This window comes from Prevotella sp. tf2-5 (genome assembly GCF_900115435.1).
Lineage (GTDB): Bacteria > Bacteroidota > Bacteroidia > Bacteroidales > Bacteroidaceae > Prevotella.
The window spans coordinates 262,038-278,403 of sequence record NZ_FOWK01000004.1; the positions used below are offsets into that span (position 1 = coordinate 262,038).

The 16,366-nt window shown below is 48.1% G+C and carries 6 protein-coding genes and 3 pseudogenes; 7 read left to right on the forward strand and 2 right to left on the reverse strand.

The annotated features are described in order from the left end of the window. Positions 1–114 precede the first annotated feature (114 nt). From BM257_RS06380 to BM257_RS15290, 7 genes and pseudogenes are all read left to right on the forward strand, one after another. A complete protein-coding gene (locus BM257_RS06380) occupies positions 115–2,961 on the forward strand; it encodes a glycoside hydrolase family 2 protein (RefSeq protein ID WP_092069889.1) in 2,847 nt (948 codons plus the stop codon). Position 2,962: 1 nt separating this feature from the next. Continuing rightward, complete coding sequence (locus tag BM257_RS06385; RefSeq protein ID WP_092069891.1) at positions 2,963–6,034, forward strand: glycosyl hydrolase; 3,072 nt, start codon at positions 2,963–2,965, stop codon at positions 6,032–6,034. Between the two features lies 1 nt (position 6,035). Continuing rightward, entirely contained in the window at positions 6,036–7,442 is a 1,407-nt protein-coding gene (locus tag BM257_RS06390) for a sialate O-acetylesterase (protein WP_092069894.1), read from the forward strand. Positions 7,443–7,447: 5 nt separating this feature from the next. After that, positions 7,448–11,806, forward strand: coding sequence for a family 78 glycoside hydrolase catalytic domain (locus BM257_RS15130; RefSeq protein WP_255405593.1), 4,359 nt, complete (start codon positions 7,448–7,450; stop codon positions 11,804–11,806). 10 nt (positions 11,807–11,816) lie between these two features. Next, positions 11,817–12,875: pseudogene (locus tag BM257_RS15280) on the forward strand (cobalamin-binding protein); the annotation flags it as partial. A 15-nt stretch (positions 12,876–12,890) separates the two neighbouring features. Beyond that, positions 12,891–13,859 (forward strand): annotated as a pseudogene (locus BM257_RS15285) (homocysteine S-methyltransferase family protein); the annotation flags it as partial. 156 nt (positions 13,860–14,015) lie between these two features. Further along, a pseudogene (locus BM257_RS15290) lies at positions 14,016–14,636 on the forward strand (corrinoid protein); the annotation flags it as partial. Here the strand turns inward: BM257_RS15290 and BM257_RS06410 are convergent. Together BM257_RS06410 and BM257_RS06415 are read right to left on the reverse strand one after the other, a co-directional pair. Next, positions 14,622–15,272 carry a vitamin B12 dependent-methionine synthase activation domain-containing protein gene (locus BM257_RS06410; RefSeq protein WP_092069899.1) on the reverse strand — a complete coding sequence of 217 codons (651 nt, stop codon included), beginning with the start codon at positions 15,270–15,272 and terminating at the stop codon, positions 14,622–14,624. The pseudogene BM257_RS15290 and the gene BM257_RS06410 sit on opposite strands and share 15 nt — an antisense overlap. Then, the gene (locus tag BM257_RS06415; RefSeq protein WP_092069975.1) at positions 15,269–16,279 is read right to left on the reverse strand and encodes a uroporphyrinogen decarboxylase family protein; all 1,011 of its coding nucleotides are present in this window, start codon (positions 16,277–16,279) and stop codon (positions 15,269–15,271) included. Before BM257_RS06415 ends, BM257_RS06410 begins: the two co-directional genes overlap by 4 nt. Positions 16,280–16,366 lie beyond the last annotated feature (87 nt).

Genomic DNA, 16,366 nt, shown 5'->3' on the forward strand with positions numbered 1-16,366 from the left:
AATCTTTTTTCGTTTGGTTTCTAATAAGACGACAAAGACTCCGATTTGTAACGAGTCAAGGGTTACAAAACCGATACGAGAGAGTCCTTAATATATATAAATAAGGTAGAATATATGAGAAAGAAACTTGTAACAATAGGACTGCTGACTATGGGTTGGCTCGCAGCATGGGCACAATCAGGTGATGTGAACACACACCGACAGTACATCAGTGGTACAGGATGTGATGATATGGTACAATGGGACTTCCAATGTACCGATGGGCGGAATGCCGGGAAATGGACGAAGATCGGTGTGCCCTCCTGCTGGGAGCTGCAGGGTTTCGGCACCTATCAATATGGTATGCGTTTCTATGGTAAGGCGACACCGGAGGGTATTGCTGACGAGAAAGGTATGTACAAGACTGAGTTCTCCTTACCTCAAGAGTGGCAAGGACGACAGATCCAACTGGTTTTCGAGGCAGCCTTTACAGAAATCCGAGTCCAGATCAATGGACGAAAGGCTGGTAACGGCACCTACCAGGGAGGCTTCACCCGTCATACCATAGATGTCTCAGACCGTGTGTTTTTTGGTGCGAAGAAAAACCGTTTGGAAGTGGAAGTCCTAAAAGAGAGCACCCTTCCACAGGTCAATCTTGCTGAGCGTCGTGCCGACTACTGGAACTTCGGTGGTATCTGGCGCCCGGTGTTTATCATTTCCAAACCTGCTCAGAACATTAACCGTGTAGCCATCAATGCAGGAATGGACGGTCGTTTCAAAGCTGACGTGTTCCTGAACCGCGCCCTTGCAGGTAGTTCTGTAAGTGTCGATATTTTAGACGCGAAAGGAATGAAGGTGACAACCAGTCCATCCTTCCCTGTCGCCAGCGACAAGACACAGGTTGATTTCGCTGTCAAGAATCCTTTATTGTGGAACGCAGAACAGCCGAATCTTTATACAGCTGTCTTCACATTAAAAGACCCACAAGGTAAACCCCTCCATGTGGAACGTCAGAAATTTGGTTTCCGCACCATAGAATACCGTCACCAATATAATGGTGACAAAGAGGATGGCTTGTTTATCAATGGCAAGAAAGTCATCGTGAAAGGTGCCAACCGCCATTCTTTCCGTCCAGAAACGGGACGTACGCTATCCAAGCAAAAGAATATCGAGGATGTGCTGCTCATCAAGTCGATGAACATGAATGCCGTACGTCTCTCCCACTACCCTGCCGACCCGGAGTTCCTGGATGCCTGTGACTCATTAGGTCTCTATGTGGAATGTGAGCAACCTGGATGGCATTGGGCACACGAGACCATTACCGGTTCTCAGATTGTCGAGGAGATGGTGACACGTGATGTCAACCACCCCAGCATCATCTTCTGGAGCAATGGCAATGAGGGAGGCTTCAACTATGAACTGGAGCCTGTCTTCGCAAAGTTCGACCCCCAACAGCGTGTCGTCTTGTATCCTTGGGCAAACCGCAACGGTTTCGAGACGAAGCATTATCGTTCATGGGGTGAGACGGCAGAGTATATGCGACAGAAGGAGATCTTCATGCCTACCGAGTTCCTGCATGGTCTCTACGATGGAGGACATGGTGCGGGACTGAAGGACTACTGGGAACTGATGATGTCGAACCCCCGTTGTGCCGGTGGCTTCCTCTGGGACCTGATGGACCAGGGAGTCGTCCGCACGGATATGAACAATATCGTTGACTGTATGGGTAACTTCGGCTCTGACGGTATCGTAGGTCCCCACATGGAGAAAGAAGGCTCGTTCTATACCATCCGTGAGATATGGAGTCCTATACAGATAGAAATACTACCATCCACCAAACTGGCAATAACAAATCACTATAACTTCACCCGACTTAGTGAGTGTCGTTTCACTTACAAATATCTGTTGATGCCAACCTATGGTAACAGCCAGACCAAAGTCGCTTCACAAGGAACCTTAGAAGTGCCAGATGCAGAACCAGGAAAGACGGTTCAGGTGAATAAGCCCAAACCCATTGGTCAAACGATAGATGATATTGGAGAAGTATTGCAAATTACTGCCACCGATCCATACGGAAAAGAGATCTTTACGTGGAATTTCTTCCAAATGGGTTCTACTGAAAAAGGTGAACCACAAAATGTGGAAAAGGCAGGAATGGAGGAGACCGCCGACGAGATGACTATCAGTATGGCAAACAAACGATATGTCTTCTCTAAAAAAGACGGACACCTGCATCATGTTGTGACAAACGGACATACCCTTTCTTTTGGGAACGGACCCCGTTTCATTGCCGCCAAACGTAGTGACCGCTCACAAGACGGTTTCTATAACCATGATGACAAAGAGGCTTTCCAGAAAAAGACCGACTATACGGAATATGCCGATCAAGGTTCCTTTGTTGGATTTACCTTTGACAATAACGTGCTGCATGCACAATACCGTCATGGCTCGCTAGAGTATGTGAACTGGATTTTCCATCATGACGGCAGCGTCAGCCTATCAGCATCCTACTACTTTAACGGTGTTGTCGATTTGTTAGGTGTCTGCTTTGACTATCCAGAGACAAAGGTTAAGAGTAAGCAATGGGTAGGAAAAGGACCCTATCGTGTCTGGCAGAACCGTTTGGAAGGTCCGCAATACGGGTATTGGCAGACGAGCTACAACGACCCCATACCAGGTGAGTCATTCGAGTATCCTGAGTTCAAAGGCTACTTCTCCAATATCGACTGGATGCAGATAGAGACCACTGAAGGAAAGATCGAGATCATACATCCTGACAACCATTGTTATGTTGGTGTCTATACCCCACGTGACGGTCGTGACCATCTTCTTTATACCCTCCCCGAGACAGGTATCGCCTTGCTCAAGGCTATCCCTTCCGTACGCAACAAGGTAAATACCACTGACCTTAATGGTCCCTCGGCACAACCCTATTGGAGCAAAGGAAAAGGAGGTATCAGTGCTACCCTGAAATTTGAATGATATGAAGCGATTACTTTTTTCACTTTTCATTTTTCATTTTTCATTTAGTGTCAGCCATGCTGACACGATAAAGCCCTGGACCTTCTGGTACTGGATGTACGGTGCTGTATCCGAACAAGGTATCAAGGCAGACTTACAGGCGATGAAGGAGGTAGGACTGGGTGGCTGTTACCTGATGCCGATACGAGGAGCTGTGGAACGTCCAGAGTATGAAGGTACTGCCGATGCTTTGAGTGACAACTTCTGGAAAATGGTCGACTTAGCCTTGGTGCAAGCTGATTCCCTCGGTTTGGGAATGGGTATTCATGTCTGTGACGGTTTTGCTTTGGCTGGTGGTCCGTGGATCAAGCCCGAGGAATCGATGCAGAAGATCGTATTCTGTGACACCATCATGGATGGAGGATTCCATCATTTCCGGATGACCAAACCTCAACACTATGAGAACTACTATGAGGATATTGCCGTATATGCGATACCTATCAAGCAAGACAGACCTGGTACTCCCAATATTTCCTATTCTCCAGAGGTGACAGTGAACGCGAAGGGTGTCTATTGTGCCGACAAACCTTGCTGGATTCAGTACGTTTTCGATAAACCCACATTGGTTCAGAATATTGAGATAGAGCCGTCAGGTACGAATATCCAGTGCCAGCGGTTGAAGGTGAGAGCCTCTGATGACGGCATCGTCTTCTATGATGTCAAACAACTCACACCTCCCCGTCAGGGTTGGCAGAACACTGGTTTCAATACGACATTCAGTATTCCTCCCACCCGAGCCAAGTATTTCCGTTTCGAATGGACACCTGAAGGTACTGAGCCTGGTGCCGAGGACCTGGATGCCGCCAAGTGGAAACCGGTTCTCAGGTTGAAGAGTATCAAGTTAGGGAGTTGGTCCCTCATCGACAACTGGGAGGGGAAGGCTGGTTACGTATGGCGTATTGCCCCAGACACTCCCCAAGAAGACTTGTCTGTCAACGACCTCCTTCGTCCTTCTGATCTGATTCGTGGAGAAATCGTTGGCGACCTCGTTGAGATAGACTTACCCAAGGGTATGTGGCGTATCCTGCGAATGGGACATACCTCTACTGGTCATACCAACGCGACTGCAGGTGGTGCCAAGGGACTGGAGTGTGACAAGTTCTCGAAAGAAGCCGTAGAGAAACAGGTAGAGAACTGGTTCGGTCTTTTTATGAACCGTCCTAACCACAAAGCCATCCAAGACCTGCACGTCGACTCTTGGGAGTGTGGTTCCCAGAACTGGAGCAAGAATTTTGCTCAGGAGTTTGAGCGTCGTCGGGGCTATGACCTCATCCCCCTTCTGCCTGTCTATGCAGGAGTACCCATGAAAGACGGAGAAAAGATACTACGGGATATCCGTATGACCATCAATGATCTGGTGAACGAGGTGTTCTTCACGACGGTGGCACAGAAGGCAAAGGACTATGGAGTACAACTCAGCAGTGAGAGTGTCGCCCCCACGATGGTCTCTGATGGTATGGAGCATTATAAGTATGTGGATGTTCCGATGGGCGAATACTGGTTGAATTCCCCCACCCACGACAAACCTAACGACATGCTGGATGCCATTCATGGTGGACATGTCTACGGAAAGAAGATCATTCAGGCTGAGGGATTTACAGAAGTACGTGGTGTATGGGACGAGACACCTGCCAGCATCAAAGCATTATTGGACCGTAACTTCGCCCTGGGAATGAACCGTCTCTTCTTCCATGTGAATACCCATAACCCCTGGCTCGACCGCAAACCCGGTATGACGCTCGACGGTATCGGACTCTTCTTCCAGCGTGACCAGACGTGGTTCCCGGAGGCAAAAGCATTGGTAGACTATATCACCCGTTGTCAGACCTTGCTTCAGAAAGGAACACCTGTAGTGGATATCGCTGTGTATACTGGTGAGGAGATGCCCTCTCGTGCTTTGACACCAGACCGTCTCGTACCGATGTTACCGGGTTTGTTCGGGGAAGAACGTGTGGCATCAGAAAAGAAACGTCTCGCAAATGTCGGACAACCGATGGAGGAGTCACCTGTCGGTGTGCGTCACTCTGCCGGTATTCTCGATTTAAAAGACTGGATCAACCCGCTTCATGGTTATCAGTACGACTCCATGAACAAGGATGCCCTGCTGAATATGCCTTTCAACTACAAGGTATTAGTCATTCCTGAAGGTTGCATCATCTCCAAGGAGGTACAGAAGCGAATAGAACAATTACGCCAGCAAGGTGTTGTGATTATCGATAAACCGTGGCGCACAGAGACGATTGAGGGTATTGAGCGTGATGTCATTCTACCAGAAGGTATCGCTTATACCCATCGTGCTACTGCAGAACAAGACATCTACTTCCTCGCCAACCAAATGGATAAGGAACGCGAGATCACTGCGTCATTCCGCAGTACAGGACGCATTCCGTATATCTATGATCCTGTCACAGATGAGGTAACACAAGTCGATTATTCCGAGGAGAATGGGAGGACAATAGTAACCTTCACGATGCCCGCTTTTGGGTCCTTGTTTATTCCCACGCAGGGAATCCAGAGTTCCCACGCAGGGAATCCAGAGTTCCCACGCAGGGAATCCAGAGTTCCCACGCAGGGAATAATTGAGAACTCCTATCGTATCACTTTCAAAGAAAGCAACATCACCCTCGACAATCAGCAGTTGTTTGACTGGAGTCAGCATCCTGACGAACGGATTCGCTATTTCAGCGGTCATGCGATGTATACGACAACATTGAAAATGAAAAAGCAACCTGCTGGTCGTGCGTGGATTCAGTTCCCTGATGTCAAGGACATTGCCCACGTCTGGGTGAATGGTATCGACTGTGGTATCGCATGGACAGCCCCTTATGAGGTGGAGGTAACCAAAGCCTTGCAGAAAGGTAAGAACAAGATAGAGATAGAGGTCGTCAACACTTGGCATAATGCCCTGCGCGGTATGGACCAGGGGAAGTCACCCTATGAAGGCATCTGGACCAATGCCAAGTACCGTACCAAAGGTGACAACCTCTTACCTGCCGGTCTGTTAGCACAACCAGAATTAAAAATAGAACAATGATATGAGACGCATCACATTTTTTCTTTTCACATTTTACCTGTCCTTGTGTTCTTCCTTTGCAGAGGTCAGGCTACCCCGTTTCTTTAGCGATAACATGGTGTTGCAACAGCAAACAGAGTGTAACCTATGGGGAACTGCCGACAAAGGTAAGACTGTCAAGGTCACTACCTCATGGGACCAGAAGACTTATCAGGTGAAAGCCGACAAGGACGGCAAGTTTGAGGTGAAGGTACAGACACCGGAGGCTGGCGGTCCTTATGAGATTACCTTCAACGACGGTAAACCGTTTCTCTTAAAAAACATCCTTATCGGTGAGGTATGGATCTGTGCAGGACAGTCGAATATGGAGATGCAGATGAAGGGATTCAAGCAGCAACCCGTAGAGGGGACGACAGAAGAACTCCTGCGTTGTAAGGACACCAACTTACGACTATTCACCGTCAAGCGCCATGTATCACTGACTCCACGATACGATGTGACGGGACAATGGAACGAGGCAAACAGTGCTTCTGTCCGTGACTTCTCGGCAACAGCCTATTATTTCGGTCGTGCATTACGTTCGACTTTGGACGTACCTGTAGGGCTCATCGTCACCGCATGGGGAGGTTCTGCCTGTGAGGCATGGATGAAAGCCGACTGGTTGCGTGCCTTCCCGAAAGTTAAACAGACCATCACAGTAGGAGATGTCTCGAAACTCCAGCAACGCTGTCCTACCGCTCTCTATAACGGTCAGTTGTATCCCCTCATCGGTTACACCATGAAAGGTGCTATCTGGTATCAGGGAGAGGACAATGTACCCCGTTACGATTACTATGCTCCACTGTTGAAAACGATGGTAGAGGGATGGCGCAGTGACTGGAAACAGGGCGATTTCCCATTTTACTACTGTCAGATAGCTCCCTACGACTACTCTTTGATTGACTGGAAAGACAGTCAGTATCTGCGGGAACAGCAGGCAAAGGCTGAGACGATGATTTCCAATGCCCGCATGGCAGTACTGATGGACGCTGGTTTGGAGTATGGTATTCATCCCCGTAAGAAGCGTCAAGCTGGTGAGCGACTTGCCATCCTCGCGCTTGCCAACACCTACGATGTCAAAGGTTTACCAGACTTCGCCACCTATAAAGAGGTGACTTTCCAAAACGATACGGCTGTCGTCGCTTTCGACCGTTCCAAGGAATGGGTCTATTTCGAGCACGGCACGACCTCCAATAATTTCGAGATAGCAGGCTCCGACAAGGTGTTCCATCCTGCCACCAAGGTATGGGTGTCACGCAATCGGGTGTATGTGGTCTGTGATGAGGTCAAGCAACCCATTGCTGTCCGCTATGCCTTCAAGGACTGGGTGGACGGCGACCTGATGCACGATGGTCTTCCTGTATCCTCCTTCCGAACAGATAATTGGTAATGATAATGAAAAAAAGTATCCTTCTCTTCCTCTTATCAGCGTTCTCGACGCTTGTCCATGCAACCGACTCTATTCCCAAGGACTACGTCTGGACAATCCCCAGTAGGAATTCCAGCGAGTCGATGCCGTGTGGAGGTCATGACATTGGTATGAACGTCTGGGTGGAGAATGGTGACTTACTCTTCTATATCTCACAGAGCGGATGGTTTGACGAGAACAACACACTATTGAAGGCAGGACGCTGGAGACTTCATCTGGAAGGATGTCCCTTCGAGGGTAATGACTTCGAGCAACGTCTGTGTCTGGATGAGGGAGCTGTCTATATTAAAGGTGGTGGTGTCAATATCAGAATATGGGCAGATGTCTTTTCTCCCATTGTCTTCGCAGAAATGGAATCGCAGCAAGCAAGAAGGGCAACCCTTAGCTATGAGAATTGGCGATATCAGGACCGTCCGGTGACAAAGGCTGAGTGTCAGCAGTGTTCTTATAAGTGGATCATACCTAAGGACTGTATGACGTTTGCTGACAGTATCCATGTCTCTAAAAATCATCTCTCTTTCTATCACCAGAACAGACAAGAGACGGTGTTCGACTTCACCGTCAGTCGTGAACGTCTGGACGCTATCAAGGACCGTCTTTATAACCCCATTGGTAACTTAAGGATGGGTGGGTTCATGCAGGCAGATGGTTTCTCATTCATAGGAACCTCTGATGGGAAATATGCATCAACAGACTATCGCAGTTGGAATTTCCAACAAAGAAAGATGAGAAAAAGTCTGATTTCCATCCAGTTATATACAGGCAAAGAACCCACCACGTCTGTCAATCCAATCGTTTCAAAGGAAAGAAGTCAGACATGGTGGCATGAGTATTGGCAACGGAGTTTTATAGAGACAGACTGTCAACGACCAGAGGTCACACAGATGGTCCGCAATTATGAGTTGATGCGTTATCTGTTGGGTTGTAATGCCTATGGGGAATGGCCCACAAAATTCAATGGAGGACTCTTCACTTTCGATCCGGTCTATGTGGACTCTACCATGACTTTCACCCCCGACTATCGCAAATGGGGAGGCGGTACGATGACAGCACAGAACCAACGACTTGTCTATTGGCCCATGCTCAAAAGCGGTGATTACGAGGTATTAAAGCCTCAACTCAATACTTATCTGCGGATGTTACCCAATGCCAATGCATGGTCACGTCACCATTGGGGACACGGAGGTGCCTGCTTCAGTGAACAGATTGAGAACTTCGGGTTGCCCAATCCTGCCGAATATGGTAAACATAAAGACGGTGACGATTGGGGAGTTGAGAAGAACAAATGGTTGGAATATGAATGGGACACGGCTTTGGAGTTCTGTATGATGGCAATTCAAATGCGTCCATGGTATCCCGATACCACCTTGGTAAAATACGATGAACTCATCCAAGAGACTTTACGCTTCTTCAGTGAACATTACCCTGATCTCACCATCTATCCCGGTTCTGGCTGTGAGACTTACAAGATGGCACGTAACCCCTCCAGTACTGTCGCTGCCCTCCAGGCAATGAAAAACAGTCTTGACAACATAGGCGTAGATGTCAGCAAGATTCCTGACATCCCTCTACAGGTTATCAACGGCGATACCTGTATCGCCCCTGCTGTCAGTTGGGAACGTATACAGAACACAGAGACGCCCCAACTCTACCCCGTCTTCCCTTGGCGTATCTATGGTATGGGGAGACCCCACCTTGATATTGCCCGTAATACCTATCTCAAAGATCCACACGCTATCGAGATGCGTAGTACAAAGGGATGGAAACAAGATAATATCTGGGCGGCATGTCTGGGAATGACTGATGAGGCGACACGTCTGAACACAGAGAAACTAAGCAATGGTCCCTATCGTTTCCCTGCATTCTGGGATCCCGGTTTCGACTGGGCTCCTGACCATAACAGAGGAGGGGCTGGTATGATCGGACTGCAAGAAATGCTACTACAAGAAGACCTCGACCACAACCCTATCCTCTTCCCTGCATGGTGCCATGAATGGAACTGTCGCTTCCGTCTCTATATCTCCGGGCAACGCTGTGTTGATGGGGAGGTCAAGGATGGTAAGATCACCTATTCCATAGATGGTGTTGATTACTCTGATGAGATGGATGACGAGATAAAGGCTCAGTGGATTGGCGCCATCACCCGTCAAGATGCCCATTTACCAGAAGGACGCAACTACACAGGTGCCAAGTTGAAAGAGCCTATAGTGAAAGAGGCATGGAAAAAGGTAGACACATTGAGTCAACGAAGTATCCTGCTGCGGAAAGATTTCCACCTCAAGGAGAAAGTATTGAAAGCTACCGTCTCTATCGTCGGACTGGGTTTCTATGAGTTGACCATCAATGGTAAGAAAGTGGGAGACGCTTCTTTCGCACCACTATGGAGCGATTACGACAAAAGTATCTTTTACAACACATACGATGTCACTTCTTACATCAACCATCAGACACCAGACAACAATCCACAGACCATTCAAGTGTTGCTGGGTAACGGTTTCTACAACGAGCAGGGTCTTCGCTATGCCAAGATGAAGATATCGTTTGGTCCACCTATCTTATTATTCCGTATGCACATCGAATACCTCAATGGGAAGACCGAGGATATTGTCAGCGATGACCAATGGCAATGGGCATTATCACCCATCACCTTCAACAGCATCTATGGTGGTGAGGACTATGATGCCCGTTTAGAAGATCCTAAAGACTGGTTCCCTGTTGTTATTCAGGAAGCACCTAAGGGTGTGCTTCGTCAGCAGATAGCAAAACCCGTGAAAATCATGGAACGCTATTCCGTGAAGGACACCATCAGGAACGACTCCGTATTAGTACTTGACATGGGACAGAACCTTGCGGGATTCCCTGAGATAACCGTCCAAGGGAAACGAGGGCAACAGCTGAAACTGACTCCCGGAGAGACACTGACCAAGGAAGGACTGGTCAATCAGAAACAAACAGGTCGTCCACATTATTACAATTACATATTAAAAGGAGGAAAACAACAATTAGAAAAATGGCATCCTCGCTTCTCTTATTATGGTTATCGCTACATGCAAATAGAGGGTGATATTGAGGTGTTGAGAAATATAGAGTCGTGCTTCGTTTATAATTCAGCAGAGAAGACAGGTGACTTTGAATGCTCTAACCCTCTCTTTAATGATGCTTACCGCTTGATTGACCGCGCCATTCGCTCCAACTGGCAGTCTGTGTGGACTGACTGTCCCCATCGTGAGAAACTGGGTTGGCTGGAACAAGACTGGTTGAACGGAGAAGGACTCTTAGCTAATTACGACTGTCGGGCGATGATTGAGCAGACCATGCAGAATATCGCCGACGCACAATACCCCAATGGCGCCTTGCCAGAGATAACACCTAACTATGTGATTTTCGAAGGTTCTTGGGCACCTCCGTTCTTAGAGTCACCAGAATGGGGAGGAGCATTTATCGCCCTGCCCTTCCTCTATCAAGCATTCTATGGTGACGATAAACTCATCACCCGCTATCGTCCACAGATGAAACGTTATGTGGATTATCTTGCCACACAGGACTCCTGTTATATCCTCCGTCAAGGACTGGGCGACTGGTACGACTACGGACCGGGGCGTGCAGGGTTTGCGCAAAACACACCGATGGCACTGGTATCAACAGCTCATTATTATTGGTGGAACCGTCTGATGGATGAAGCACGGGCTGACAGCATCAAGACTGCGTTCATCAAGGAGTTCTACCACCCCACTACTCACCAATATGCCACAGGCAGCCAGTGTGCACAAGCCATAGCCCTTGAGATGGATCTTGTGCCAAAGGGAGACAGAGAGGCTGTGTTACAACAATTAATTAATGACATTCATGCCCATGGGGAACGTCTGACAACAGGGGACGTAGGTAACCGTTATCTGTTCAATGCCCTTATTCACAATGGCCAGCAGGAACTGCTCTACAAGATGCTGAACCACTATGATGTTCCTGGTTACGGTTATCAGATCAAACTAGGATATACCACATTGACGGAACAGTGGAACCCGGAGTTCGGTGCTTCCATGAACCATTTCATGATGGGGCATCTGAACAACCTCCTCATCCCCTATTTCCTAGGTATCTGGTGCGAAGGGCAACATATCACGATAGCACCTCATCCCGTCGGTGACCTTACATGGTGCCGAGGACAGATGGATCATATTAAGGTCGACTGGCATCTTGAAGGGGACACCTTTGTACTGAACGCAGACATTCCCGCTCATCAGACAGCAAGTATCCGACTCCCTTATAGCGGAGAGACGAAAGTCGTCGGTGAGGGAAGACATATTCTCAAAGAACAAATCAAATAATAAAATCAATATGAACACTTGGAAACCAAATCTAGAAGAGACCAAAAAACGATACATCAATTGGTGGAACCATAAAGGCATCATCCTGAATATGTGGGAACACTTCCAAGAAGGAGTGAAACCTCATGCCGATATCCCTATGCCACCAACGCCTCGTGACTTAAATCAGAAATGGTTTGACCCTGAGTGGCGTGCCGACTACCTGGACTGGTATGTGGCACACTCATCATTGATGGCAGACATGTTGCCTGTGGCAAATACGCAACTAGGTCCTGGTTCACTTGCCGCTATCCTCGGTGGTGTATTTGAAGGTGGTGAGGATACTATCTGGATCCATCCTAACCCCAACTATTCGGATGACATTGTTTTCAATCCTAACCATCCCAACTATCTGCTTCATAAAGATTTGTTGAAGGCTTGTAAACGGAAGGCACAAGGTCATTACTATGTGGGTATGCCCGACCTGATGGAAGGACTTGATGTCCTCGCGGCTATTAAAGGTACTGACCAGGTATTGTTGGATACCGTGATGCAGCCAGAGATGCTGGAACACCAGATGCAACAGATCAACGATATCTATTTCCAAGTGTTCGATGAGCTCTATGATATTATCCGTGAGGGTGATGAGATGGCTTTCTGCTATTTCTCCTCATGGGCACCAGGTAAGATGTCTAAACTGCAGAGTGACATCTCTACTATGATCAGTGTTGATGACTATCGCCGTTTTGTTCAACCATTTATCCGTGAACAGTGCCAGAAGATTGACTATACCCTCTATCATTTAGATGGTGTGGGAGCGATGCACCATCTGGATGCCTTGTTAGAAATCAAAGAATTGAATGCCATCCAATGGACACCCGGTGTGGGTGAGCCACAGGGAGGAAGTCCCAAATGGTATGACCTCTACAAGAAGATTCTCGCACATGGAAAGAGTATCATGGCATGCTGGGTGACCCTCGATGAACTGCGTCCCCTCCTTGACAACATTGGCGGTGATGGTGTCCATCTGGAGATGGACTTCCATAACGAGCAGGAAGTGGAACAGGCGATTCGTATCATTGAGGAGTACCAAAGTCATGATGAGGTGGATGATGAAGTAAGAGAGATTATCCGTCTCATTGAGTCACCAGATGAATCCGTTAAGCATCCAAGATCTGAGTTCCCCACAGACCGCGTCCTTGTACTCGACGGAGCCATGGGTACGATGATACAACAATACCAATTACGTGAGGAGGATTTCCGTGGCGCACGTTTTGCCAATCATACTTACGATTTAAAGGGCTGTAATGACATCCTGTCTCTGACCTGTCCGTTCGTCATTCGCGATATTCATCGCAAATACTTGGAGGCAGGAGCGGATATCATCGAGACCAACACATTCAATGCGCAACGAATCTCCATGGGCGACTTCGGCATGCAGGACTATTGTCGTGAGATCAACCTTGCAGCCGTGAAAATTGCACGGGAGACAGCAGACCAATATTCCACACCAGAGAAACCACGTTATGTTGTGGGCAGCATTGGACCCACCAGTCGTACCACATCTGTAGCCACCTCAGGGATTCCTCTTCCCAAAGAACAACTGGGTGAAGCTTATGAGGAACAAATCAAGGCATTGAGAGATGGAGGTGTTGACGGCTTACTGATTGAAACGATTTTCGATGTGGAGAACGCCCGCATCGCCATCGAGGCTGCTAAACGTATAGCCCCCGACCTCCCCCTCATGCTCAGTTTCTCTGTCACTACTCCTGATGGTCATAACATGATGGGACAGAGTATTCTCGAATTCTTGGAAGGACTCGATGTAAAGCCCTACTCTATCGGTATCAACTGTCTCTCTGACGTACAGCAGATGACCCCACTGGTTTGTCAGCTTGCACAGTTTGGAACGAAGGTAAGTCTCTACCCCAACGCTGGTATGCCTGATGCCAAAGGACAATACAACAAAACGCCACAGGCTCTGCTTGCCGATATCTGGCAATTACTGGAGAACCACTGTCTGAATATCATTGGCGGATGTTGCGGAACGACGGATGCCCATATCCGTTTGATGGCACAAGCCGTAGAACCAGTTAAAGGACTATACCTCTCCCCATTGACTCCAGGAAACGATCCCGGATTATCTGGTATTTCCAGTTCTCCTAGTATTCCTAATTCCTCCAATTTTCCTAGTTCCCCTAGCGAGGTAGTCCTTTCATCTGAGGAACGCCTTTTCCAAGCTATCCTCAATGGCAAGAGTGAGGATGCTGCCACTGCGACACGTGAGGCTATGGCCCAGAATATTGCTCCTCAAGACCTCATCAATGGACAGATGATTCGAGCTATGAGTGAGGTCGGCAGGAGGTTCCAAGACGGGAAGGCGTTCGTGCCGCAGTTGCTGATGGCAGGACGTGCCATGAAAGCAGCTTTGGAGATCTTGAAACCGATGATGGCAGGAACGGCAAATACCACCTTAGGAAAGGTGGTGATAGGAACTGTCAAAGGCGACTTGCACGACATTGGTAAGAACCTGGTAGCCTCTATGCTGGAGGGATGCGGTTTCGAGGTGGTCAATATCGGTATTGATGTCTCTGCCGATACGTTCATCCAAGCAGTGAAAGATAATCAGCCGGACATTCTCTGCATGAGTGCTTTGCTCACCACCACTATGGGATATATGAAGGAAGTCATTGACGCGCTGGAGGCTGCAGGCATCCGTGAACAAGTGAAGGTCATGGTAGGTGGAGCCCCCGTAACACAAGGATTCGCTGATGAGATTGGCGCTGACGGCTATAGCGACAATGCCAACTCTGCCGTCACCGTGGCAAAGCAATTATTAGGAAAGCTTTAACTTCCGCTTATAACATTGTTGGAAGTCACAGAGTCCGCAAGTATAATCCAACTTGCGGACTTTTTTGCCGATGCCGATGATACCGCTGACACTCTTGATAGGAACCATCAAAGAGGAGTCGGTGAGTTGTACACCACAGGTATGTCCCTCAAACAAGGGAAAGAGAAGTTGTTGTTGAGAAACATGCCATCCACAATAGCCTGGGGAGAAACGGTTGGTATGATGCCATCCTAATTTATCGATATTCTCCTGCAGGGTAGCCTCCATCTGGTCTGCACATTTCTCGGCGATAACCGAGCCAAGGGCATCAGCGATAAAGACACGTACCATGTCACCCTGCTCTTTGAGACGTTGCTGAAAATTCTCATACTCTGAACCACTGGTGCAGACAAACAACGCATATGCCTCAGAACCACGCAGTTGACGAAGGATAATCTTACCCATATCGAAGGGCGGTTGTTCCTTGACGACCTGATAGCAGAATTGTGGACAGAGCCACTGACGCACCTCGTCGATAATGACACTCGTCTCCTGTTGTGTCACCTTATCGGGTAACAATCCATGATACCCCATTTGCTCAAAAACATCAGCAGGGGTGATCGCCAACTGGTCGTAAGTCAATGTTTTCTGTGTCATTGTCTGTTAAAGTCATCCAATGCCTCAAAGAAGGCATCAACATTAGCTGATGGCGTATGAGGAGGGGTGTCACAACCGCTGGAAAGTACAAAATTAGGATAATCCCTCATCTTGTCCAACAAGTCGAAGACCGTCTGACGCATCAACGCAGGTGTACCGTCCTTGAAAACACTCACAGGATCGATATTACCCATGGCAAGTGCCGTAGGGGGAATATCACGGATAACCTCTTCCATCTGGCACTTATTACCAAAATGGTAAGCAGCCGCGCCTGTACACACCATTGCCTTTGTACAATGACCTGTATTACCACAGTTATGGAGAATCACCAGAAAATCGTCTGACTGTACCTCATCAACGATATAACGCACATAATCGGAGGAGAACGTTTTGCAATCACTGTCCGACAACAGTCCGGCGGCAGGTTCTGCCATCATCACGCCCCCTACCCCTGTCTGTCTCAGAGCCTGACAGTATTTCTTAATGAACATCGTACACTTACTCAAAAGTTGGTGCGCCGCATCAGGATTCTCATAGATGAGCACCATCAACTCCGACATGTCATAAAGACGACCGGCAAGAGAATACGGTCCTATACATCCAGCAAAGACAGGACGGTCAGTGATCGAGCGCGCTGCCAATAGGTTTGCCTTCAGATAAGCAGGGATACGTCCTTGAGAGAGAGAAGGAACCACTAACTTGTCTATATCGTCCGCATTAGACAGGCAGTGTCCCACCACAGCGGGTACAGCCTCATCACTGAATACTATTTCCGCACCGAAAGCCTCTGCCTCGGTCGTCAGGTCCATAATGGTGGCAGCCGCCACTGTAGGATAACGGTTTGTCAAAGTCTGAACTGCCTCATAATGAACCCGTCCGTCACTGACAGCCTGTCGCACGGTGTTACCATTCATCTCAATACCAGGATGTGTCATCACAGGCAGTGCCGTAACCTCTTTTCGACGGATGACATCAGCAATCCATTGTCTCATATTCTGCTTCATCAGCTTCACTAATTTTAATATAAAGACGATAAAACTTTCATTTTGTCACTATCCATAGTGGTGACATTTCAATGATATTCACGTCTTTAT

Excerpts from the sequence above, each read along its gene's own strand:
- BM257_RS06380 (WP_092069889.1), top strand. The coding sequence starts at position 115 with ATGAGAAAGAAACTTGTAACAATAGGACTGCTGACTATGGGTTGGCTC.
- BM257_RS06385 (WP_092069891.1), top strand. The coding sequence starts at position 2,963 with ATGAAGCGATTACTTTTTTCACTTTTCATTTTTCATTTTTCATTTAGT.
- BM257_RS06390 (WP_092069894.1), top strand. The coding sequence starts at position 6,036 with ATGAGACGCATCACATTTTTTCTTTTCACATTTTACCTGTCCTTGTGT.
- BM257_RS15130 (WP_255405593.1), top strand. The coding sequence starts at position 7,448 with ATGAAAAAAAGTATCCTTCTCTTCCTCTTATCAGCGTTCTCGACGCTT.
- BM257_RS06410 (WP_092069899.1), bottom strand. The coding sequence starts at position 15,272 with ATGACACAGAAAACATTGACTTACGACCAGTTGGCGATCACCCCTGCT.